Origin of the sequence: Bartonella sp. B1098 (assembly GCF_944896145.1) — a bacterium.
Lineage (GTDB): Bacteria > Pseudomonadota > Alphaproteobacteria > Rhizobiales > Rhizobiaceae > Bartonella.
In genome coordinates this window covers 160,782-182,655 of the sequence record NZ_CALYLP010000005.1, presented here as the reverse complement: position 1 = coordinate 182,655, position 21,874 = coordinate 160,782, and the positions used below count along the sequence as shown (strand labels likewise).

The 21,874-nt window shown below is 40.0% G+C and carries 22 protein-coding genes, 2 tRNA genes and 1 pseudogene; 11 read left to right on the top strand and 14 right to left on the bottom strand.

Going from position 1 to position 21,874, the window contains the following annotated elements; all coding sequences use genetic code 11:
• Positions 1–167: 167 nt before the first annotated feature.
• The 6 genes from NNJ85_RS09400 to NNJ85_RS09380 all read right to left on the bottom strand — a co-directional run bounded on the left by NNJ85_RS09400 (position 168) and on the right by NNJ85_RS09380 (position 4,060).
• Positions 168–614: a DUF3987 domain-containing protein gene (locus NNJ85_RS09400; RefSeq protein WP_371923333.1), complete on the bottom strand. Its 447-nt coding sequence runs from the start codon at positions 612–614 to the stop codon at positions 168–170.
• Between the two features lie 381 nt (positions 615–995).
• A complete protein-coding gene (locus NNJ85_RS09395; RefSeq protein ID WP_254475461.1) occupies positions 996–1,418 on the bottom strand; it encodes a hypothetical protein in 423 nt (140 codons plus the stop codon).
• Between the two features lie 94 nt (positions 1,419–1,512).
• On the bottom strand, positions 1,513–1,818 hold the full coding sequence (locus tag NNJ85_RS09390; protein ID WP_012231625.1) for a hypothetical protein: 306 nt from the start codon (positions 1,816–1,818) through the stop codon (positions 1,513–1,515).
• A 439-nt stretch (positions 1,819–2,257) separates the two neighbouring features.
• Entirely contained in the window at positions 2,258–2,380 is a 123-nt protein-coding gene (locus tag NNJ85_RS09695) for a hypothetical protein (RefSeq protein WP_256481178.1), read from the bottom strand.
• A 102-nt stretch (positions 2,381–2,482) separates the two neighbouring features.
• Positions 2,483–2,683 carry an AlpA family transcriptional regulator gene (locus NNJ85_RS09385; RefSeq protein WP_007347209.1) on the bottom strand — a complete coding sequence of 67 codons (201 nt, stop codon included), beginning with the start codon at positions 2,681–2,683 and terminating at the stop codon, positions 2,483–2,485.
• A gap of 210 nt (positions 2,684–2,893) precedes the next feature.
• Complete coding sequence (locus NNJ85_RS09380) at positions 2,894–4,060, bottom strand: site-specific integrase (protein WP_254475459.1); 1,167 nt, start codon at positions 4,058–4,060, stop codon at positions 2,894–2,896.
• A gap of 165 nt (positions 4,061–4,225) precedes the next feature.
• Here NNJ85_RS09380 and NNJ85_RS09375 point away from each other — a divergent pair.
• The 9 genes and pseudogenes from NNJ85_RS09375 to NNJ85_RS09335 form a co-directional block, all read left to right on the top strand.
• Positions 4,226–4,660: pseudogene (locus NNJ85_RS09375) on the top strand (phage tail protein); the annotation flags it as partial.
• 9 nt (positions 4,661–4,669) lie between these two features.
• On the top strand, positions 4,670–5,683 hold the full coding sequence (locus tag NNJ85_RS09370; RefSeq protein ID WP_254473210.1) for a phage tail protein: 1,014 nt from the start codon (positions 4,670–4,672) through the stop codon (positions 5,681–5,683).
• Positions 5,684–5,690: 7 nt separating this feature from the next.
• Positions 5,691–6,824 (top strand): phage tail protein, encoded by a 1,134-nt coding sequence (locus tag NNJ85_RS09365; protein ID WP_254475216.1) that lies wholly within the window; start codon positions 5,691–5,693, stop codon positions 6,822–6,824.
• 9 nt (positions 6,825–6,833) lie between these two features.
• The gene (locus tag NNJ85_RS09360) at positions 6,834–7,067 is read left to right on the top strand and encodes a hypothetical protein (protein ID WP_254475215.1); all 234 of its coding nucleotides are present in this window, start codon (positions 6,834–6,836) and stop codon (positions 7,065–7,067) included.
• 21 nt (positions 7,068–7,088) lie between these two features.
• Complete coding sequence (locus NNJ85_RS09355) at positions 7,089–11,702, top strand: hypothetical protein (protein WP_254475213.1); 4,614 nt, start codon at positions 7,089–7,091, stop codon at positions 11,700–11,702.
• A 9-nt stretch (positions 11,703–11,711) separates the two neighbouring features.
• Entirely contained in the window at positions 11,712–12,041 is a 330-nt protein-coding gene (locus NNJ85_RS09350) for a hypothetical protein (protein WP_254475211.1), read from the top strand.
• A 64-nt stretch (positions 12,042–12,105) separates the two neighbouring features.
• The gene (locus NNJ85_RS09345) at positions 12,106–12,768 is read left to right on the top strand and encodes a lysozyme (protein ID WP_254475209.1); all 663 of its coding nucleotides are present in this window, start codon (positions 12,106–12,108) and stop codon (positions 12,766–12,768) included.
• Positions 12,769–12,799: 31 nt separating this feature from the next.
• Positions 12,800–13,027, top strand: a complete 228-nt coding sequence (locus NNJ85_RS09340) for a hypothetical protein (RefSeq protein WP_254473145.1) — start codon at positions 12,800–12,802, stop codon at positions 13,025–13,027.
• A gap of 138 nt (positions 13,028–13,165) precedes the next feature.
• On the top strand, positions 13,166–13,534 hold the full coding sequence (locus NNJ85_RS09335; RefSeq protein ID WP_254475455.1) for a helix-turn-helix domain-containing protein: 369 nt from the start codon (positions 13,166–13,168) through the stop codon (positions 13,532–13,534).
• A 100-nt stretch (positions 13,535–13,634) separates the two neighbouring features.
• Here NNJ85_RS09335 and NNJ85_RS09330 read toward each other — a convergent pair.
• The 3 genes from NNJ85_RS09330 to NNJ85_RS09320 all read right to left on the bottom strand — a co-directional run bounded on the left by NNJ85_RS09330 (position 13,635) and on the right by NNJ85_RS09320 (position 15,656).
• A tRNA-Val gene (locus NNJ85_RS09330) sits at positions 13,635–13,709 on the bottom strand.
• A gap of 98 nt (positions 13,710–13,807) precedes the next feature.
• A complete protein-coding gene (gene cpdR, locus NNJ85_RS09325) occupies positions 13,808–14,170 on the bottom strand; it encodes a cell cycle two-component system response regulator CpdR (RefSeq protein ID WP_005773448.1) in 363 nt (120 codons plus the stop codon).
• A gap of 568 nt (positions 14,171–14,738) precedes the next feature.
• Positions 14,739–15,656: a serine aminopeptidase domain-containing protein gene (locus NNJ85_RS09320; protein ID WP_254475453.1), complete on the bottom strand. Its 918-nt coding sequence runs from the start codon at positions 15,654–15,656 to the stop codon at positions 14,739–14,741.
• Positions 15,657–15,934: 278 nt separating this feature from the next.
• Here NNJ85_RS09320 and NNJ85_RS09315 point away from each other — a divergent pair, with 278 nt between their 5' ends.
• Entirely contained in the window at positions 15,935–16,402 is a 468-nt protein-coding gene (locus tag NNJ85_RS09315) for an Hsp20 family protein (RefSeq protein ID WP_139413319.1), read from the top strand.
• A 246-nt stretch (positions 16,403–16,648) separates the two neighbouring features.
• Here NNJ85_RS09315 and NNJ85_RS09310 read toward each other — a convergent pair.
• Positions 16,649–16,725 (bottom strand) — tRNA-Pro (locus NNJ85_RS09310).
• Between the two features lie 546 nt (positions 16,726–17,271).
• Between NNJ85_RS09310 and NNJ85_RS09305 the strand changes: the two genes are divergently transcribed.
• The gene (locus tag NNJ85_RS09305) at positions 17,272–17,646 is read left to right on the top strand and encodes an iron-sulfur cluster assembly accessory protein (RefSeq protein ID WP_254475451.1); all 375 of its coding nucleotides are present in this window, start codon (positions 17,272–17,274) and stop codon (positions 17,644–17,646) included.
• 79 nt (positions 17,647–17,725) lie between these two features.
• Here NNJ85_RS09305 and mazG read toward each other — a convergent pair whose 3' ends face one another.
• From mazG to NNJ85_RS09285, 4 genes are all read right to left on the bottom strand, one after another.
• The gene (gene mazG / locus NNJ85_RS09300; RefSeq protein ID WP_254475450.1) at positions 17,726–18,532 is read right to left on the bottom strand and encodes a nucleoside triphosphate pyrophosphohydrolase; all 807 of its coding nucleotides are present in this window, start codon (positions 18,530–18,532) and stop codon (positions 17,726–17,728) included.
• 32 nt (positions 18,533–18,564) lie between these two features.
• Positions 18,565–19,494, bottom strand: coding sequence for a lipid A biosynthesis lauroyl acyltransferase (locus tag NNJ85_RS09295; protein WP_254475472.1), 930 nt, complete (start codon positions 19,492–19,494; stop codon positions 18,565–18,567).
• Positions 19,495–19,500: 6 nt separating this feature from the next.
• On the bottom strand, positions 19,501–20,529 hold the full coding sequence (locus NNJ85_RS09290; RefSeq protein WP_254475448.1) for a zinc-binding dehydrogenase: 1,029 nt from the start codon (positions 20,527–20,529) through the stop codon (positions 19,501–19,503).
• 68 nt (positions 20,530–20,597) lie between these two features.
• Positions 20,598–21,872 (bottom strand): beta-ketoacyl-ACP synthase, encoded by a 1,275-nt coding sequence (locus NNJ85_RS09285; RefSeq protein WP_254475445.1) that lies wholly within the window; start codon positions 21,870–21,872, stop codon positions 20,598–20,600.
• Positions 21,873–21,874 lie beyond the last annotated feature (2 nt).

Here is a 21,874-nt window from a genome sequence, read left to right as displayed (position 1 = left end):
AAAAAATATATAGAAAGGGGGGGCTAAAAAGAACTGACAAGACTGACAGCACTGACAAAACTCTTTTTACAAAGTCATTCAGATCATTTTTTTTGGAAAAAAATTACTTAATGAGAATGCTATAAAAAGAGTTTTGTGTGATTGTTTTAAAAACTTCAAAAGAGGTGTTATTGTTTTATGCTGTTGTTTTTGACCAAAGGATGCCATTCATAATAGGCGCTAGGGTGTCCACTTGTCTGATGTGTTATAAACTTTTTTCGCAGGTGATTAGAACGACATAAAAGCTCTAAAGCTTGCTTCACAGCTTCTTTATCTTTTAAAGAACTCCAACATCGTCTATAGATATCCCTTGCCGTAAAAACATCGGGTAAACAATCACAGCGTTCGACAATCAATTTTGCACGCTCTGCTGTTAATGTATCCCCCGCTGCGTAAAGACGTTTCGCATGACTTATCAGATATTTTTCCCAACGCAACGCTGTTGTGATAGCATAGAGACCAATTTCAAAACCACCACTGTCAAGAAGTTCAAAAATCAACGCAAGGCTTGCTATAGTCTTTGGCATTTTTAAAACATGCGATTGTAAGCTTTTTGAGTGAGTATCTCTCTTTATAGCTTTCTATTAAAGGAAAAAACAAAAAAGAAATAATACTAACCATTTCAGATTTTCATAATGAAGAAAATTTTTTAGTTTTTCTGTTAGTGATGAAAATGTATTTCAAACAATAATGAATATGTTTTCAATTAATTTAAGAGATCCATAATTACATTTTGAATACGAATTTGGCGTATACAAAGATGACTTTAGACTTAGCTAAATATTGCTATGAAGAATACAAATAGAACTAAGAAAATGAGAAATGAAGTTTTTTGATTGGATAGAGAAAGAAATTAGGACGATTATATTCAGCAGGGATATTTTCATTTAGCTATTACTTTTAAAGATGTGTGAATAAATTAATGTAAAAAGCTTTGTTATGAGTAGGCTATTGAGTTAGAAATCTATACCAATCGCTTTGGCTTGCATCTTTTCGTAGAGTTTTTGCATTGCCTTGATATTTTCTCTTCGCACATCAATAATCGATTTTTCAATGTCTGTTAAACGTGCTTTGTCCAGATTTCCTAGTCGTGTATAATGGGATGCCATTGCTTTCCGAGCTTCATCATAAGGTAATCCGCCTTTTCGGTGCTTTGATAGACTATGTCCCCTATTTATCGCATCATATTTCTCAGGATTGGAAACTAGTCTCATGTGATCCTTAACAACACCTATTTCAATTAATGCTGTTTCAAGACTACTGACCATAGCTTTACTATTAGCATACCGAAGCAAATCATCCTTTATAAAGTCACTTTCCGTATCAATAAGCAATGGTAAATCACTATTTTTTCCAACATTACGAATATAATCACACAAATTACTTCGTACATTATGTAATTTTTGAGATACTAATGTCTTTTCAAGATCTTGTACTAGTACACTTTGTTGTAAAAAAAGCTTTTCTAATTTATCAGAAATGATGACCTCCTATTACAACCCCTTTATCTAACCAGTCTGGACCATATTCCTCATCAGCATTCTTTGTAGAAAACCCCATATCACGAATAAACTGTGCTCCACGTTGATGTCTAAGATGTAGAAGTGCATGTGCTGGATATTCAGCCATTGCTAACCACTCCCACGTTGTTTTGCTATCATTCGCCTTGGAAGCTGCTTCTGCTTCAACCATATAGATACTGTTTTGAGGGAGACCTCCTGCTCGTAATTCTTCACGTTCAGCATCCGTCATATAACTTTTGGGTAATTTCTTTTGCATAGGAAATTCCTTTCTGTAATCGTCTTGAAATATTAATCTAATGGTTAAATTTGATCAATCAAATTTCCTATGAATTTTTCAATTTGTTGTTTGAAATGAAAATAAGATATCTGCTTTTATCTTTAATCATTTTTTATTGAACATGACAAAATTTTACGTTTGTTTACGTGTTTCTTATGATAACAAGATACAGACAATCAAAAACTTGGGATTGTTAGAATATGCTAACAAAAATGGTTTTGTTCCACTCCATATTGAAAGAGAAACTATCAATAGAAGAAAAGAGTGGTGCAAATATAAAGCTTGATACTTTCAATCGAAAGAACAGAGCAGGGGAATTGTTATTGACACTTAAGTTTTCTCACATAGCGGATTTTTCTTTTAATATTTTAGAAAACTTTAAAGCTGCTAATTAGCATAGTTTATAAGATACGCTAATTTATTCAAGAGATAAGCTAGGCAATTGATCATCATGGGCTGGACAACGGGCTATTCCATAACGCCCATGCCAACCCCCTGGCACAGCACGTGTAATGCCCTGCGCATTCGTAAAAGAAAACATATTTTTGATCCTATAATGATTGCATCATAGGACGGACTCTGCTATTCATAAGCTTCGTGTGAAAATGAAAAGCCTTGTCCATCCTTATGTGACAAAGTTTTTTTATGCCGCATCACTTTGACGTTGCTGTTTCGCTTGTTCAATAACATTCAAAAGATCCGATTGTAACCAACGCGATAAAAAACCGAATTTTAAAGGTTTTGGGAGAGAGCCATTGGTCACATGACGGCGGAAAGTTGAGACACTCATATGAAGCAATTTTGCACTTTCACGGTCTGTTAAAAGAATATCGTTTTCTGTCATAGTAAAGTCCTTTCAAATATTAAAAAATGAGAACAAATCATAAGCATTTATTAACCATATTTTTGCATCATATGAAAGGTATTTAGTTTATAGAAAACAGTATTTTATCATATATTTTCTCATGTGATAATTTATGAGTCTTATTGAGAGAGAATGAGAAAACAGAGAGAGAAAGTTATCCACAGATAATGGGGTATTACACCCCATATCTTAAGATTGACCGGTGACATAAGCCGTCCATTTATCCATATAGACACGGCGCTGTTCTAAATAATCAGTACGACGATAGGCACGCTCTACTTTACCCCCAACCGTATGACTTAAAATAGTTTCAGCGACCTCATAGGGGGCATCGGTTGTTTCAGCGAGCCAATCACGTAAACTGGAACGAAAACCATGGGGGCAGGATTCAAGTCCAATTTTTTTCATATATTTTGACATGGAACACTCATTAAGAGGACCGCGACCGGTAGCAGAAAAGAAAAAATCATTGCGAGAAAGCAGGAGCGCTTGTTTTAGAATTTCTAATGCCTCTAATGATAAAGGGACGCGAAATTCTGTTGTAGCATCACGCTTTCCTTTCATGTTTTCAGCAGGGATTGTCCATATATCACCCTCAACTTGATCCTTATGAATATGACGCAAAGGACGCGTACGAACGCCTGTAAGGATAAGCAAACGCAAAGCCAGTTGTGTTAGGGTTGTTGTTTGGCACAGTGTTTTATAAAAAGCAGGAACATCTTTCCAATCCATGGCTGGTCTATTAGTGACCTTATGACGCTGTTTACCTAAGAGAGCGCGTGCTTTTTCTGTTGCTTGTAAGTCAACATCCAGTCCTAAGGCAGCCGCATGTTTAAGACAAAGATTAAGACGGTTTAGTGCTTTCTCTGCTGTTCCAGCTTTTGTATGCCAGATAGGAGCGAGGGTATTGCGTATCTCTGTTTGGGTAATCTCTGAAACGGGCAGACAGCCTAATTTTGGTAAAATATGAAGGCGTAATGGTAAAAACCAACGCCCATCCTTCCCATCCCCTTTTAATTCAGCTTTACGGCTTTCAAAAGTATCCAAAGCGATATCTTTTAAATAATGAAGATTGCTTATTGCCTCACGCTTTTGTTTGTTGCGTTCTTTAATGGGGTCACGACCTTCACGTAAAACAGAACGCCATTGGTTTGCTAATTCACGTGCTTGTTTTAAAGAGACATGTCTTAAGGCACCCAAGCCCATTTCACGACGGCGCCCGTGAAGGGTATAACGATAAAGCCATTGAGCACCCCCATCTTTACGCTTATGAAGAAGCAAGCCGGCACCATCATTATATTTGCCAGCCCCCAATGTTGCGACAGATCTTGCATTAAGACGGTTCATAAGAGCCATTTTTAGTCCTTTCTTCTATAGTTTTTACCCACACACCAGCCCCGCTTTTGACGCGCAAGCGAGTGGTTTTTATTGATGCAACATAAACAAACTTGAAATGAGAGAATCTTACGTTATTCGAGGGTCTAATTCCATATGAACAACGCTAAATTATCATTATAAATCAATCTGTTTTCTGCGATAGGGACGGTTTGGGGAGAAGGGAATAGTGTTACGACGTTTAATGTTCCGGATTTTCGGGGAATGTTCTTACGCGGTGTTGATGACGGTCGTCATATTGATGAAGGGCGTTCTTTTGCAAGTGTGCAAACAGATTTAATGGAGTCACACGAACATCAGGGGCAAAGTCTTTCCTTTCCCCATTTTACGAGCAATGAAGATTTTTGGGATGGGAATACGACGGCTGTTTTGGGATATCGTCTAGGATTGTTTGGAGGGGGGGCACTTGCAAACTTTATGGGAATAGAGCGTGAGAATTTAGGGAGCTATATTGCAAGTCCCTATAGCCATGATGAAGATCAAGAGGTTGACTTGAGAAGCAGTGGTGAAGGTGAGACGCGTCCAGTGAATGTTTCTGTTCTGTTTGCCATTAAGACATGAGGTTTTACGATGTCGACGATTTATGATTGGTCTTTGAGAGCCTCTGAGAATGCCTATTGTGATGATTTGATTGATTGGTCAGAAGGACAGCGTCCTAGCAGCGTGAATAATAGTGCGCGTGTGATGATGCAACGCGTAAAGGAATATTTATCCGATACGAGTGGTATGATTGCAAATACCTTTACGGTTGATGCGGAACAACAAACGACGTTGATAAGACTTGAAAGCCACTGTCAGTTTTTAGCGTATAAGAATGGTATCACGGTTTGTTTTAAAGCGAAGGGCAAGAATGTTGGGGCAACAACAATTGCTTTAAATGCTTTACCTGCCAAGCCTCTTTATAAGGCGACGGAATTAGGCATGCGTTCTTTGACAGGAGGCGAGTTTCAAAAGGGGTGCATTTATCGTTTGGTTTATAGGGATAATGGTTGGCATGTTTTGAATCCTACCCCCTTGCCTTTATTACAAGAACCAATGATTTCAGTTTATCCTACCGGTACGATAGGGATTTTTGGAATGCAAGTTTTGCCTGAAGGCTGGTTAGTCTGTGATGGGGCTGCTTATTTGCGCAGTGATTATCCAGCACTTTATGAAGCGATAAGAACAAGATGGGGTGGCAGTGATAGTTGGACGAAGTTTAATGTTCCCGATTTGCGTGGCGTGTTTTTGCGGGGTGTTGATGATGATCGCGAGATAGACCGTTTTCGTTATCTTGGCACATTACAGCATGACACTATGAGAAAGCATGAACATGGAGGTCAATCGGTTACGATTTTGAATGATGCCAATGAGGAAGAGAGTTGGTATGGAAATATGATGATTATCTGGGGGTATGTGCTGAATGAGCAGCAAAGGGAAAAGCTTGCCGAGCGTTTGGGTGTGCGTGCAGAGGATATACGGTTGCATCATGTGCTTGCCTTTCCCCATTCCCATCTTCACATGCGTGATGTTGTTTGGGCTCGTTCAGGTGTCAGTGAAACACGCCCGATTAATATGAGTGTTGTGTTTGGGATTAAGACGTGAGGTCAAGATGTCAACGATTTATGATTGGTCTTTGAGCGCCTCTGAGAATGGTGGGGCAGATAGCTTGATTAATTGGTCAGAGGGACAGCACCCTAACACGGTCAATAACAGCGCGCGTTTTATGATGCAAAGAGTCAGTGAGTATTTATCGGATACGGGGGGTGTGATTGAGGGGGTTGTTACGGTTAATCAAGAACAAAAGACGAGTGCGATACGTCTTCAAAGTCAATCGAAATTTTTAGCGTATAAGAATGGTATCTCGGTTTGTTTTAAAGCGAAAGGTAAAAACGTTGGGGCGACCACGATTGCTTTGGATAATTTGGCTGCTAAGCCCGTTTATAAGGCGACAGAAAGCGGTTTATTAGCCTTATCGGGAGGCGAGATCCAAGAGGGTTGTCTTTATACGCTTGTGTATGATGAAGAGATAAGCGGTTGGCAAATTCTCAATCCAACAAGGGAGAAAGCTTTTTCCTTAAAACGTCTACCGTCTGGTTTTATTGGTCCTTTTGCAATGGAACGCTTGCCGGCAGGTTGGTTGCCTTGTGATGGGGGGGCATATTCGCGAAGAACGTATAGAGCATTGTTTGACGCGATAGGAACGGTTTGGGGAGCAGGAGATGGCGTTTCGACATTTAATGTCCCCGATTTTCGGGGAATGTTTTTACGGGGCACAGATTATGAACGTGGTCTAGATCCTTGGCGTTCTTTTGCAAGTCAGCAAGCGTGTTCTTTGAAAGCGCATGAACATTTAATAGGAGCCGCTTCTTCAGTTGACCGTTCTTCACGCAAGAAACGAGATATTTCTTCTTCTGAATCTTCTTTGACAAGGCGAAAGAGATCTCTAGACGAAGAGTGTGTAGGGTTGAGTGGGGATGCCTTGGAAAGGTGTAATCAAGAATTTGACCAAATAGCAGGAGGTTCACAAGAAGAGGTTCCCTTTTGGTTTACCGATAAGGATAAGCCGCCTCGCTTGCCTTGGTTTATCCGAAGTCCCTTTGCGAACATTTTATATTATTCGACGCCTCTCAAAGAGGGCATTCATGATAGGGGGCATCATGAACATCATCTTATGTCAGAGAGGGTTGGTGGCGCTGAAACGCGCCCCGTTAATGTGAGTGTAATTTATGGAATAAAGACATGAGGAGTTGAAATGACCTTAAAACCGTTTGCGATATCAGAGCTTAGCGACCCGTCCCAAGTACGGGTCGTTTTGTATTCAGGGGGAGGCTTTTTGCATACGCCGCTTCAAGGGATTGTTGATTTAGTGACAACAGCTTTGAAAACAGAGTTTGATGGTTCGCAGAAAGAGATGGAGAAACGCTTAGAGAGCTTAAGCGCAGATCTTGAGGATTTGAAAGAGTGTTCTTTGGATGAAGCACTTTAGAGGGAGTAAGGAGGAAAGCAGATGAAGATCCCCGATCATAGTCATGAGTATCTGATACCGGTAGCGACTGAAGAGGAAATTAGAGAAGGGCTTTCGCAAGATAGTGTAGTTGTTCCGAAGATTTTAGGGACAGCTTCTTTGTATTCGTATGAGACCTTTGCACCGTTAGAACAGGTTGTGAATGCAAGGCAAGAGGCAGAAAAAGCGATGGCGCGTGCAAATGGTGCGCAACAGGTTGCAGAAGAAGCTAAGAGGGGCTCAGATCAAGCGCTCACAGAGGTAACAAAAACGGTTCAAACGGTTAATGTAGCGCTTACAACCTCCAGTGAAGCGAAGGAAGCGATTACAGCAGCAACAGCAATCGCCAATGAAGCAAAAGAGACAGCGGATAGCGCCAAGGGCTTAGCCGAAGAAGCCCAAAATGCCTCTGATGCTGCAAAGCACATAGCAGAAGAGACCAAAGCAGCGGTTGATAGAGCTTCAGGGGAAATCAGTGGTACGAAAGGTTCACTGGCTACGGCATTGGAAAGTTTTGCAGAGGTTAAGCAGGTAAGTGAGAATGCCGTTAATGTCTCGACAGAAGCTAAGAGGTTAGCCGATGCATCAAAAACGATTTCTGAACGTGCAGAGCAAACAGCGCGAGAAGCTTCCCAAACAGCGACAGAGACGTCCCAAGTAGCCGCAACCGCGGTAGCAACGTGTCATGAAGTCAAGACGGTAGCGACCCAAGCCAGTCTTAAGGCAGATGGAGCCAAACAGACAGCCGATGATGCCAAGGATATTGCAGAAGCGGCAAAAGGTTTATCGGAACGGGCGACAGCTTCTGTTACAGAACTGACAAAAACAGCAGAGCAAATCCAAACGCGTTCTAATGAAGTGTTGAGGAATGCAAAAGAAGCCAAGAATAAAGCAGAAAGTTTAGAGACTATTGCTAATGCAGCAAAACAAACGAGTGATGATGCAGCACAAACAGCGACAGCAGCAAAGAGTCTATCAGAAGAAGCAAAACGAGAAGCCGGTGTTGCAAAGACCACAGCTTTAGACGCTAAAAGCGCGGCAGATAGTGCACAAACGAAAGCAGAGCAGGCACAACAAGAAGCGTTCGAAGCGTCTCGCGTAGCCAAAGAGGCCAAGGCAGTTGCAGAGGCGTCAGTGCGTTCAGGTAGTGAAACAGCCCGTGGAGGAGAAGAGATCAAGAGCTTAGCAGAAGATGCGAAAGCTAAAGCGGAAACAGCAGAAAGATTAGCGCAAGAAGCGAACAGTGCCTGTGATGAAGTGAAGCAAACAGCCGATGGTGCGAAGGTAACGTCAGAAACAGCAGTAAATATGGCGACAGATGCGAAGACGTCAGCGTTAGAAGCCAAGCAAACAAGTGAAACAGCGACAACTACAGCAAGCTCTGCTCAATCAACAGCCAATACGGCATTAACAGAATCAAGAGAAGCCAAGAGCACAGCAGAAGAAGCAAAGAAACTTTCAGAACAGTCAAAGGAAGCTTGTGATGAAGTCAAATCATCCGTTGAAGCTGTTAAGGCTGTAGCAGAATTGGCAAAATCTGGTGGAGAACAAGCATCCCAAACAGCGTCCGAAGCGAAAAGATTAGCGGAATCCGCGAAAAGTGTAGCAGATAGTGCAAACACGAAAGCCGAGCAGGCACAACAGGCAGCAACAACGGCATCTCAAATAGCTTCTGAGGCTAAGACAGTTGCAGAGCAAGCATTACAAGCCGATAGACAAGCGGTTCGTGAAGGGAGTGAAGCATCCAAAAGTTTAGCAGAAGCCGTTCAGAAGAAAGCTGAGGCAGCAGAGAGAGTTGCACAAGAAAGTAAGAGTGTTTGTGAAGAAGCCAAACAGCTAGCAACAGAAGCTAAAAATGCCTCTACAAGTGCGCTTAGAGAATCGAGTGATGCGAAGGAGAAAGCTTCTACAGCGCTTACATCAGTCAATGATGTCAAGGGGATTTCTGAAGAAGTTAAAGGTTTAGCAGAAAAAGCAACGACATCATCTGCAGAAGCGCAAAAAACCGCCGATGAAGCATTAAGAGAAGCAAATGCAGCGAAAACAACGGCGGATACGGCATCTAGCACAGCTCATGATGCCAAGGGGATTGCTGAGGAAACTAAACAAACGCTTGGAGATGTTAAAAGCGTTGCAGACACGGCATTATCGACAGCCACTACAGCCAAGCAGAAAGGTGATGAGATAAGCCAGCAAACTTCAGAAGTCTTAACGAAGTCTGGTGAAGCAAAGGCTAAAGCGGAAGAGGCACAACGGTTGGCATCAAGCTCACAAGAGGCAGCAGAAACAGCAAAGGCTAAAGCCGAAAGCGTAGAGGCAGTTGCGAATGAAGCTTCACAGACAGCAATATCTGCGAAGAGCCTATCAGAGGAAGCAAAAGAAGAAGCAAGCAATGCCACAACGATAGCCTTGGAAGCGAAAAGTTCTGCGGATAGTGCGTCGGCGAAATCAGAGCAAGCCCAGCAGAGTGCAACCGAAGCCACGCGAATAGCCAAAGAAGCAGCAGAAGCGGCAGCGCGTTCAGGAGAGGCGGCAGGGCAGGCTGATGTAGAGGCGGTGAAGGGCATAGCGGAAGAGGCGAAGAGCAAAGCGGAAGCAGTAGAGAAGGTAGCAGAAGAAACGAAAGGAGCCTTGGATAGTCTAAAACAAATAGCTAATAGTGCGAAGTCAACAGCGGAAGAAGCGAAGAAGGTTGCGGAAGGAGCACAAACTAAAGCAGGAAAAGTAGAGACAGTAGCGGGTGAAGCCGAAAAGATAGCGAAAGAAGCCAAACAGACAGCCGGTTATGCCAACCATGAGGCAGAACAAGCGCGCAGAGAGGTAGAAAAGGCAAAAAGTACAGCTCATGAAGGGTGGAGTAATGCCAATAAAGCGAAGGCAGCAGCAGATGAGGCTAAGACCATAGCAAGTTTAGCACGGACATATGCAGACGAAGCCAAGAAGATAGCGGAAAATTCAGGCAACACAGCTCATCAAGGGTGGAGTACAGCTCACAAAGCGAAGGAAGTAGCCGATGACGCTAAGACCATAGCAAGTTTAGCGCGTACGTACGCAGATGAAGCCAAGAAAAAAGCCGAAACAGCAGATTCACAATCCTATCAAGCCAAGGGCGAAGCCGAAAAAGCTAAGGAAATAGCTAATAGTGCAAAATATACAGCCGAACAAGCACAGAAAGCGGCAGAAGCAGCTGATAAAAAGGCATCGTCTTTAGCAACATCTTTAGAAGGAAAAGTAGAAGAGGCACAAAAAACAGCGAAGGCAGCCAAGGAAAAAGCAGGCTATGCCGAAAATGATGCGAGGCAAGCTCGTAGTGAGGCAGAATCCGCAAAAAATATAGCTTATAACGCTAGTAGTACAGCTTATAATGCGAAGGAAGCGGCAGATAATGCTAAAACTACAGCAAGTTTAGCGCGGACGTACTCAGACGAAGCCAAGAAAAAAGCGGAAGCAGCAGATTCAAAAGCTTATCAAGCCAAGGGCGAAGCCACTAAAGCTAAAGAAACAGCTGATAGAGCGAAAAGGACAGCCGAAGAAGCCAAAGGAGTTGCGGAGCAAGCAAAGAAAACTGCTGATACGACGAAACAAGAGCTTGGAGGTCTCAAAAGTTCTTTAGCAACAGCAACGGCAGCTCAAACAACAGCAACAGCAGCAAAAGCGCTAGCAGAAAAGATAAATACTTTACTGAAACAGTCTAATTTAACGGTTTTGTCAAATTCTACCCCGTTTCTTGTAGCTACAGGCAAAGCGCAATTAACGGTAAAAAAAGGAACGACCCTAACCTTGGGAGTAGGCAATGATATTTTGGTTGTAGGTTATGCAGCCGATGCAAGAATAGGCATGCCGTCTCTTTCGGCAGGCAAGGATTATTATGTTTATTTGGTTTCTGATGGAGGACAGTCTCATAAATTTGTTGTATCGGAAAACTCTACGTATCCAAGGAATTACACCGTCAATAATTCGCGCAAGATAGGAGGGTTTCATACGCTTTGTGTGGATGTTGGTACGATTTCTGGTCATCTCTTATCGGGTTATCGTGCAGGGGATATATTACCCCACTCTGTTTGGTGTCTCAATCATCGCCCGCATAGTTCACCAGAAGGAATGGTTTACGACTTCTCTACAGATCTTTGGGTTGATATTTATCTTCAGTCAGGTACGGGAGAAAATACACGCTCCGCGTATAATGTTCCAATTACAACGGGGTGTACTTATACAGATCATGTAACAGATATGATGCTTGTAAATAAGTCATTATTAAGTGATGAAGAATTTGCTTCTGCTATGCATGGGAGTAATGATAAGACGAGTATTGTAGGAAAGAAGGCACCTTCTCCTAAGATTTCAGGTGGTCACGTTGATACGGCAAAACGTCGCATGATCTCTCATATAGGGTGTGAAGATGGTTGCGGTTATATTTGGCAGTTTTTATCCGGAACATTTCCTATGCAAATAACGAATAGGGGGCAGTCTAGGCTAGAAATGAGGTGGTTATCAGGAGGCGGAAGTTGGAGTCATGGTGCAGAGAGTGGACATTTTGCACGTGCTAACGTCTCTTCTGCTAGAGACAATCACCAATTAGGGGCGCGTGGTTGTAGCCGTCCTCGTCATTTTGTTTAGGAGGGGTAGATGATAGATTATCCAGAACACTTAAATACGAAGCAAGATTATCTAAATATGCTCGAATTTGATAGGGAAGAAACGGTAAAAAGGCTAGAGCAGCTTTTATCAACGCGTTTTTATTGGGTCTTTATCAAAGAGCTCAGTGAAGGAGAAGAGGGGGTAGAAGATGACACGCATAAGGTTGCTCTCATAACCGAAATGCCGTCTGATCTCAATGGAGATTTTGTCAAAAAGCGTTGTCAGTATGAATTACAGGAAAGCGAATATGCACCGCTTTTTCAACTTGGCTTTCGTGTTGAAGAAGTCGAGCAGTTGATCAAAGAGCATAGCCAATAGAAGATCATAAAAGAAGATTTTAATCCAGCCTCACAGATGTGGGGCTTTTTTTATGGAGGGTCAGATGAGAAAGATATCAAAGGAAGGATTAGAGCTTATCAAACAGTGGGAAGGGTTACGTTTAGAGGCTTATAGAGATGTAGCATGTATCTGGACGATAGGGTATGGTCACACCAGCAATGCCGGTCAACCGCTTGTTAAAAAAGGCATGCGTATCACACAAGAGCAAGCAGAAGAAATTCTTTGTGAAGACTTAAAGCAATTTGAGAAGACGGTTGAGGAATCGGTGACGGTTTCATTAACGGATTGCCAATTCGCGGCATTGGTATCGTTTTGTTATAACGTAGGAACGAAAGCCTTTAGCAAGTCAACGTTGTTGAAGAAGCTTAATCAAGGGGATTATGAAGCTGTTCCTAGTGAATTACAGAAATGGAATAAGATAGGGGGTAAGCCTTTTGTGGGATTATCCAACCGTCGAGCAGCCGAAGCCGGTTTGTGGGCGAAAGGGTCTTACATTGCTTCGAACTATCACAGGGTAGAAACGAAGGAGAGAACAGGTCTTTTCAAGATAGAGGCGCTAGCCCCGATTATAGGGTCTTGTTCAGGATTTGGAGGCTTTTTTGTTGGTAATGGACCAATTCAGTGGGCGTTAGCAGGGATTATGGTTTTAGCGGCGTGTACAGGACTGGTGATTGTTGCCAAGCGGTTTAAGGAACAGCGTTTGTGATTTGGGGGCGCAAAATAGGGAGCACGCTTATGTGGTTGGTCAAATGAGTAGAAAGCGTAAACCGGAACAAGATCTCACGGAGACAGAACAACAGCTGCTTCATGAGATGATAGAGACGTATCAAGGCTTAAAGATGATGTCACGCATTATGAAGTGGTTAGCCTTCATTGTCTTTATGTTTGTCATCGATTTATCCCGTTTCATAGATGCGCTAGATAATCACTTCTCACACTTTAAAAAATGGATAACTAAGAGTTAGAGATTTACAAAATCTTTTCTTTAAAATCGCAAAAAAAATCACCTCGAAAAGAAGTTTTGATTCGCAATAATTAAAGCAATCTTCGAAAAGATTTGTTAAAATCAGAGGAAATATTTCTTCTCTAACAGGACTTTTTATATGGTTACATCTTTTGGTAAAATTTTATGTAAACTTCGCGTTGATCACTCAGAACGCCTCTTAGATATGGCTAAGAAATTGGACGTATCTGTATCATTTTTATCTTCAGTCGAGATTGGCAAGAAATCTGTACCGGTTGGCATGGCAGTCAAAATCATAAACTTATATGATTTAGATCAAAAGGAAGCATTACTTTTAAGAAAAGAAGCCTATACATGTCAAAGGAGTTTTACAATAAAACCTTCTGATACGTGCAGATGTGAAATTGTTGATATGTTTGTTAGAAACTTAGAGAATTTTTCACAACAAGACTTAACAAAATTTAAAAAATTGTTAGAGAAATTCGATAAAAAAAGAAGCGCCCTATAGAAGCACGTCACAAAATCCTATTCCCTTAACTTTATTCGGGTATCCCTCACCTCTTAAAACATACGTGAAATCAGTAAATTACATAAGAAGTAAAAGCATATGGTGGGCGTGACAGGGATCGAACCTGTGACCCCTACGATGTCAACGTAGTGCTCTCCCGCTGAGCTACACGCCCATTCATCGATGTTGCATACACCATATAGAATGATAAACGTCAATGCTTAATTTCATTTTCTCTTACAATAGATGCAAATAACTGAGAAAAACGTCCCTTCAAGCAGCAATAAGGATCTTTTCAACTTCATTGACAAGTTCACGTAAGTGAAATGGCTTAGAGAGAACTTTTGCATCAGGAGGAGCATCACTATTTGAATTGAGTGCAACCGCTGCAAAACCTGTAATGAACATAACTCGTAAATCAGGGTCAATTTCAGTAGCACGTCGTGCCAGTTCAATTCCGTCCATCTCTGGCATCACAATGTCAGTCAGGAGAAGAGAAAATGGTTCTTCTTGTAAACGTTCATATGCGCTAATACCATTATCGAAATCGGCGACTTCATAGCCTGCACGTTCTAGGGCCTTTACGAGAAAGCGGCGCATATCGTTATCATCTTCTGCGAGCAGGATTCGTTTCATAATTGTGTTCCAATGGCTCCATTTGTCAGAGTTTTTGCCGTATCAATTATACAATATAGAGTATTTATAAAAAAGATCGAAAAATACTCATAATCAAAATGAATGGCAAAATGGTTAATTCTTATATTCTTATTCAAAATACAGCATATTCGTTGTGAGTTAGTTAAATTCGAAATATACGTGATTAAAAAAAGTAGGGATGATCTAAGACTTTTAAAATGATTCATTACTATTTTTTCTTTTAAATTATCTGTTTCTTATCAGAACTCCATTAAAAAAATTATGAAAACCGTTACTGTACGAATTGCTTCTATCTAGAAATGAGAAGAATATTATGTTAATTTATTGTTTTTGAAAGGTTATCCTAAAAAATGGGATTTTTATAGTTATTTGTTTTTTATTATGCCTTGTGATGAATATTGGTTTCATAGTTTGCTTATAGAGTCTATAGAACGAATCATATGAGTGGTTAGAAGATGGAATCCATTATATAGAAGATATTTATAGAACGATGTCGCTGATAGAAATCTTCGTTTTTGCAGAGCGAAATGGAAGTTGAGATTTTGTATTATTTTATAGAGGCATTATCGAGAATAAATGCATCAAATGCCGCCCAAAATTGTTTTTTATAACCTTCATTATACATAATTGTATCAAGTTCAGCGCCTGTAATGGTAATACTTTCTGTCAGACGTGTGTGTTGGCATAATTTCCGTACTTCAATGCTGTTGACAAGATTGTTTTGATTGGCGAGAATAAAGAGTGTTGGGATTTGTAAATGTCCGTGGACTATATTTTTCTTCACAGAATCAATCGCATTAAATACCGATGCCATCCATCGAGATGTTGGGGGCTTAATGGAAGGGAATAGCCCTTGATGCATGTGCTCTAACTGTATATTTTTTAGGTTTGTTTTTTTTAATTGTTTCCCGTCTTTTGCTGGGATAAAGCCAAGGCCTATATCAGAAAGAAATTGTGTTAATTTATGTTGAAAACTGTTCGTTTTATTGCCGAGTGGAGCAAAAAGGGGAGAAACACAGAGCAATCTGTTAAACTGATGATTAATGAGATCTAAGCCGCTAAGGGCGATCAATCCCCCCATACCATAGGCGAGCATAGAGTAAGGGGGGGGACAATTAGGATAAACAACATTTTTAAGAAATTCATATAAGTCATTAATATCATTATTTATATCAAAGTAATAATGTCGGCTTTTTTTTCTTGTCTTGAAGGACATTTTTTTTTGATCAAACCAGTCAAATATTGCTGTGTGAAAACCGCGTTTAGAAATTTCATTTATGGGTAAAAAATATGTTTCTAAAGCATTTGTATTGTTTTCAAGAATAACAATTGTTCCCTTAGATTTTTCTGCTTTAGGATATGTTATTGCAAAACGAATTTTGCAATCTATTGCTATTTTAAGGGTACCATGATGGATATGAGGAGGAGCGGAACCCCAGTCTATGGGATAAAGAGGTGCTTTCAATTGAAATCCTTTAAGTGTATTTGCTACTGAGTTCAACGTCAGATAATGAGAGGACTTTGATATTTATGTAATGATGAAGAAGGATTAAGAAAGGGGTAAGTTGTTTTTTAGATAGTTTTTGTCAATTCAGATATAAAAGAGTTGAAATAAGAGAAAACGATTACCAGATATTACAGTGTGGTTGCCATGATGGGACCACGGCTTCACAAGTAAGTTTGCCATTTGGGAACTTTGTGAATCAATTATAAATTGTAGTCGCTCTAAAGGAGGGCAGTATTATGCGTCAAGTAGACTTTTCACCATTTTATCGTTCCACAGTAGGTTTTGATCATCTTTTTAACTGGTTTGATTCAAGAACACAACCAGAAGAAGTTTCTTCTTATCCCCCTTATAATATTGAACGTTTAACCGAAGATTCTTATAGAATTTCTATGGCTGTTGCTGGTTTTTCTCAAGATGAAATTGATATTGAAACGCATTGTAATCAGCTGATCGTTAAGGGAGACAGAAAGCCTGAAAAGGATGATGAAGAACGAGAATTTCTTTATCGAGGTATTGCTTCGCGTGCTTTTGAACGACGTTTTCATTTAGCTGATCATGTGAAGGTTATTGGGGCAGAGCTTGGAGATGGGCTTCTTCATATTCAGCTAAAAAGAGAAATGCCAGCTGAATTAAAACCAAAAAAAATAACTGTGCAAATGTCACCATCCATTACAAAAAATGATAACAGCAGCATTGTCGCATAAAGAAAATTTAGAAAATATGAGAAGTAAATAATTATAAATTTTTTAAAGAATGGCCTAACGCGAGGCAGAGGTCTCGCGTTTCCTGTGTGTTCTCGTGAGAATGAAGATGATTCTCATAAAAACGTTCTCTCTAAAATTGATGATAAAAATATTATCGCACATTGTTCTATGTTGAAGAAAAAAATCATGGATGTGCAAGTGAAATAAAAAATTCTAAAATAAGCTTATTTTACAGCATTTAGAAAATGGTCGGAGCGGCGGGATTTGAACCCACGACCCCTTGACCCCCAGTCAAGTGCGCTACCAAGCTGCGCTACGCTCCGAGTCCGTGTGAAACGATTAAATGACTGTTTCTTTAAAGGCAAGAGAAAAAATAAACAGAACAAAATCTAAAATGCTCTTACACTGACAACTTTTGAAAGTGAAAAATTCTTCCCACCAATAGATTTATGCATTTAATTCTTTTGCAGATTGTGAAGAGAGAAGATTTGTGATTTTAGGAGTATCGGGGAAGGAGGGGAACGCCCATAAGTATGGAAGGTCTATTTTCTTTATCTCATAGGTCATAAAAATGAATGTTTTTAAAACTTTGAAATTGAGTGTATGGCATTGAAATGTTTTCTTTCGTTTAGAATTTTTATAGCAGAGGTATTTTGCGTTTTATGAGGATAAAAAATTGTAAATTCTAGATTGTACAATCAAAAATCTCATTTTATGAGGATGTATTTTTATCCCAATAAATTTTTATCTCAATAAAAAGATTGGGATGTTTTAATTTATGTCTTGTTGTTTTTCTTCTAAAATACCAGATAGAATATGGTAGAGAAAAAACGTTTAAAATGTCTGTTGAGCCAAGAAAAGAGTAAACGATGAGTCGTTTTTCGGTAATAAGTTTAACACAAGCTGCTGTAAATCGTGTTAAAGCGATTATGGATGCAAAAGATGCACGAGGTATTCTTGTTGGGATCAAAAAAGGCGGCTGTGCAGGGATGGAATATACAATTACTCTCGTCAAAGAAGAGGGGATAGATGCGGATGTTGTTGAAGTGAATGGTGCTCGTGTTTTTATTGCGCATGATGCGGTATTATTTTTATTAGGAACACAGATGGATTATGAAGTAACAACGCTTCGTTCTGGTTTTGTTTTTAAAAATCCCAATCAAGTTTCCGCATGTGGATGTGGCGAATCGGTAGAGCTTCGTCCTGTCCCCCAAGATCAATATAAAACGAATCAAACCTCGTGACATTATCCAAGCTTAGAGAAATTATTATTGAGAAGTTTTAGGAGGCTTATTCTTTTGAGTAGAAGAAATATGATATTTTTTATTGTTCATTTTTAGCTTTCTTCCAAAGTGCTTCCATTTCACTTAAGGATGCGTTAGTGAGTGTTTTAGATTGAGTGGATAGCTTTTTTTCAATATAGGCAAAACGATTTCGGAATTTTGTATTTGTCTTTTTTAACGCTTTTTGTGAATCAATTGCTAAGTGGCGTGCGAGATTAAGAAGAATAAAGTAGAGATCTCCAAATTCTGTTTCTATTTCTGAATTTTCTTTATTTTTGATGGCTTCTTTGAGTTCTTCCAGTTCTTCTTCTATTTTTGCAAAAACTTTATCACTTTCTTGCCAATCAAAACCCACTTTAGCTGCTTCTTCTTGTAAAGCAAGAGCTTCTTGGTTTGCTGGCTGGATTTGTTTTATTTTTGCAAGAATGCTTGAATTGTTGTTTTCTTTGTGCAATTTCTCTTGTTTAGCCTGTTCTTCTTTTTTTATATATTCCCACTCTTCTTTTATAAAACCTCGTTTTTTTTGCTCGGCATTTCCAAAAACGTGAGGATGGCGACGAATCATTTTTTCCGTAATTGCATAAACGACATCTTCAAAAGTAAAGCTACCTTCTTCTTGTGCAATGGTAGCATAATAAACAACCTGTAAAAGAAGGTCACCAAGTTCCTCACAGAGATCTTTTTGGTTTCTTCGTTCAATGGCGTCGATGACCTCGTAAACTTCTTCAAGCAGATAGGGTATGAGGGATTCAAAAGTTTGTTTTTTATGCCAGAGACAACCATTATCAGGATTGCGTAAAGCAGTGATAATTGCGGTGAGATCTTTGATATTTTTTGAGGCTAACATTTGTACTTCCTCTGTAAGCAATAGAGCTTATGTTAGATGTCCCAACGTCTATGTAACCACATCCATTGTCCGGGGTATTCACGAACCCAAGTCTCAACAATATCATTTAGTTTTTGCGTAGAAGCAGCGATATCGATATCATTTTTTTCATCTCGTGGAAGTTCTACACGCTCATATAATTCTAAACGATGACGTCCTCCAGGCAGACGAATACAACGTGCTGGATAAATATCACAGTTATATTGTCGTGCAAGCTTTATAATTAAGGGATTTGTTTTAAGGGGTCTGTTAAAAAATGTTCCCATGATACCGTGGCGAAATTTTTGATCAACGAGCATACCAACATTTTCACCTTCTGCTAATTTACCTGCTAATGCCCATGCTGCACCGGCTTTTGAGGGAACAAGATGCCCCATAGAAGTTTGTCGTGCTTTAAGGACTCGTTTGGCAACATAAGGATTATTGGGTGGTCTAAACAAGACCGTAACATTCAGATCAAAACTTTGTGCGCAAATAGGGAGAAGTTCAAAATTTCCAGTATGCGCTGTGAAAAAAATATGGGGTTTTTTTTCTCCTTTTAATCGTTCAAAGATTTCAATTCCCTTAACCTCAATAAAACCTGGCTCTTCCGCATGAGGATTAAAATCAAAAATTTTATCAAGAAAAATATATTCGGCTAGGAAGCGTCCTATGTTTTCCCACATTTCAATTGCAATCGCGTAGCGTTCTTGCTCTGTTTTTTCTGGATATGCCTTTCTAAGGTTTGCAAGGGTTATTTGATGCCGATGTACGAGGGGGCCGATTTTTTTTGCCAACCAAGAAAAAAAAGAAATTCCCATTTTGGCTGGAAAGAATTTTAGAATAAATAAAGAACCAAAAAGTAGATATGCCCATAACAAGTAGGATATTTTTTTAGCTATAACTTTAATACGATAGATGAGATTTTTAAGAGAAAGCTTCATCATGATTCAATTAATTTTAAGAATAATTTTACCAAAAACATCACGGCTTTCCATTCGTTTTAAAGCTGTATCCATTTCATCAAGTCTAACAATTGTATCAATGACAGGGTGTACGGCTTTTTGTGCCATTTTTTGCATGGCATTTTTCATATTTTCTATACGGCAGCCAAATGAACCGAATATTTTAAGTTGTTGCTGAAATAATTGCATGAGATTTATTGATGCTGAAACACCAGAGGTAGAACCACAAGTTACTAAGCGTGCTCCTTTTTTCATACACAACAAAGAACCGTTCCATGTATCGACCCCAACATGCTCAAAAACAACGTCAACACCTTTTTTTTGGGTTAATTTACGCACCACACCTTCAAAACGATCTTTACGATAATTAATCACATGATCTGCTCCAAGAGAGTGTGCTTTTGCAACTTTTTCATCTGAACCTACCGTCGTGATAACGGTACATCCCATATGTTTTGCCAGTTGAATAGCTGCAGAGCCAATACCGGAACCACCAGCTTGTATCAGGATTGTTTCTCCTGCTTGTAGTTTTGCATTATCAAAAAGCATATGTTCTACGGTACCAAAAGTAATTGGAGCAACAGCGGCTTGGAGTTCATCACATTGGGGAGGAGATGGAATCAATAAACGTGCTGGTAAATTGACAAATTCACAAGCAAAACCATCAAGATGAAAACCATAGACTCCTTTTACATCAGTACAAAGATTATCCTGTCCTTCATGACAAGCTTGGCATACCCCACAGGTTTGTGCACCATAAATTGAGACAATCTGTCCAAGTTGCAGATTTTCAACGCTATCTCCTACTTGTATAACCTCACCGGAAGCTTCTGCACCAATGATGAGGGGCATTTTTCTTTTGGCAAAGGCCATGCCACGCCATCCCCATACATCAATATGATTAAGAGCAACGGCTTTGATCCGCACTGTTACTTCATCTGGCCTAGGTGAAGGTGGGGGGGAAATATTGGTGATTTCAAGTCGGCGTTCATTTAGTAATTGTAGCGCACGCATTATTATTCCCCTTCAATTGATAATTGCTATTGCTTCAGTATGGTTAACTTTGGTCAGTATGGAAAAGATTATCCTTTATAGGCTGTGAGAACAAGACTCGTATTTTGGCCACCAAATCCAAATGAGTTTGACAAAACCGCATTGACATTCGCTTTACGGTTATGATGAGGGACAACGTCTAAAGGGATAGCAGGGTCAGGATTATCGTAATTTATGGTAGGTGGAAGTATTCCCGATTGAATGGTCAAAAGCGAAAAAACAGCTTCTATGGCGCCAGCAGCCGTTAAGGTATGCCCAATCATTGATTTATTAGAAGAAACTGGAATATGTTCTAGAATGTCACCGAAGACTGTCGATAACGCAAGATATTCCATTTTTTCATTTTCAGGTGTTGAAGTTCCATGGGCATTAATATAGTCAATTTCATGAATGGTTATTTGTGCATCATTTAAAGCTTTGCGAACGGATCCAATGGCTGGTGATGCATCGGGTTTTGAACGTGTACGGTGAAAATCATCGGCTGTTTCTCCACAGCCTGCTAAAATTCCTAAAATTTTAGCGTTACGGTTTAATGCGCTTTGAAGGGATTCAAGAACAAGAGCACCTGAACCTTCTGCCATAACAAATCCATCTCGATCTCGGCTGAAGGGTTTTGCTGCTTTTTCTGCGGGGTCATTTTGAGTGGAAAGAGCAGAGAGTAATGAAAAGCGAATGAGAGATTCTGCTGAAACGGATCCATCTGTCGCAATGGTAAGAGCGCGATTTGTTTCTCCTCGTCGAATAGCTTCAACACCTAATTGAATTGCTGTTGCACCAGATGCACAAGCTGTGGAAAGTGTAACAGGAAGTCCTTTTGTGCCAAACGTTTTTTGCAGCTTTTCTGCAATGGCACCAAATTGTGTGGTTTCAAAAAGTGCATCATGGCGTTTATGTTTACAGATTTTAAGAAGATGTGCATAAGAAGGCTCATGATTGAATTCTTCCTCTTGATCGAGACTAAAACGTGCTTTCCATTCAAGTTCAACAGGAGGTGCAGCTAGAAAGAGTGGTCCATTAAAGCTTGTTTTATCAAGAGCAGCTTGTTCTAAAGCTTCCTCAGCAGAAAGAAGCGCAAGTTTTTCAGAAAGAGCTGAAGCACCAAGCGTACTTTCTTTAAGAAAATCAATTGTTCCAGCAATATATGTATTTAATCCCTCAATGGGAAAACGCGTTATTTTGTGGATGCCACTTACACCGCTTGTTAATTTTTGCCAATTCTCATGTTTTCCCTGTCCTAGTGATGTAATAACGCCTGCTCCAGTAATAGCTACGAGTGGACGTCCAAAATGATCATGATATTTCACGA

What these genes read in the sequence shown, in the direction of transcription:
- NNJ85_RS09290 (WP_254475448.1), bottom strand. Translation starts at nt 20,529, where the DNA reads ATGCGTGCGCTACAATTACTAAATGAACGCCGACTTGAAATCACCAAT.
- NNJ85_RS09385 (WP_007347209.1), bottom strand. Translation starts at nt 2,683, where the DNA reads ATGACAGAAAACGATATTCTTTTAACAGACCGTGAAAGTGCAAAATTG.
- NNJ85_RS09360 (WP_254475215.1), top strand. Translation starts at nt 6,834, where the DNA reads ATGACCTTAAAACCGTTTGCGATATCAGAGCTTAGCGACCCGTCCCAA.
- mazG (WP_254475450.1), bottom strand. Translation starts at nt 18,532, where the DNA reads ATGTTAGCCTCAAAAAATATCAAAGATCTCACCGCAATTATCACTGCT.
- NNJ85_RS09355 (WP_254475213.1), top strand. Translation starts at nt 7,089, where the DNA reads ATGAAGATCCCCGATCATAGTCATGAGTATCTGATACCGGTAGCGACT.
- NNJ85_RS09345 (WP_254475209.1), top strand. Translation starts at nt 12,106, where the DNA reads ATGAGAAAGATATCAAAGGAAGGATTAGAGCTTATCAAACAGTGGGAA.
- NNJ85_RS09695 (WP_256481178.1), bottom strand. Translation starts at nt 2,380, where the DNA reads ATGTTTTCTTTTACGAATGCGCAGGGCATTACACGTGCTGTGCCAGGG.
- NNJ85_RS09380 (WP_254475459.1), bottom strand. Translation starts at nt 4,060, where the DNA reads ATGGCTCTTATGAACCGTCTTAATGCAAGATCTGTCGCAACATTGGGG.
- NNJ85_RS09370 (WP_254473210.1), top strand. Translation starts at nt 4,670, where the DNA reads ATGTCGACGATTTATGATTGGTCTTTGAGAGCCTCTGAGAATGCCTAT.
- NNJ85_RS09390 (WP_012231625.1), bottom strand. Translation starts at nt 1,818, where the DNA reads ATGCAAAAGAAATTACCCAAAAGTTATATGACGGATGCTGAACGTGAA.
- NNJ85_RS09365 (WP_254475216.1), top strand. Translation starts at nt 5,691, where the DNA reads ATGTCAACGATTTATGATTGGTCTTTGAGCGCCTCTGAGAATGGTGGG.
- NNJ85_RS09315 (WP_139413319.1), top strand. Translation starts at nt 15,935, where the DNA reads ATGCGTCAAGTAGACTTTTCACCATTTTATCGTTCCACAGTAGGTTTT.
- NNJ85_RS09305 (WP_254475451.1), top strand. Translation starts at nt 17,272, where the DNA reads ATGAGTCGTTTTTCGGTAATAAGTTTAACACAAGCTGCTGTAAATCGT.
- NNJ85_RS09350 (WP_254475211.1), top strand. Translation starts at nt 11,712, where the DNA reads ATGATAGATTATCCAGAACACTTAAATACGAAGCAAGATTATCTAAAT.
- NNJ85_RS09295 (WP_254475472.1), bottom strand. Translation starts at nt 19,494, where the DNA reads ATGAAGCTTTCTCTTAAAAATCTCATCTATCGTATTAAAGTTATAGCT.
- cpdR (WP_005773448.1), bottom strand. Translation starts at nt 14,170, where the DNA reads ATGAAACGAATCCTGCTCGCAGAAGATGATAACGATATGCGCCGCTTT.
- NNJ85_RS09335 (WP_254475455.1), top strand. Translation starts at nt 13,166, where the DNA reads ATGGTTACATCTTTTGGTAAAATTTTATGTAAACTTCGCGTTGATCAC.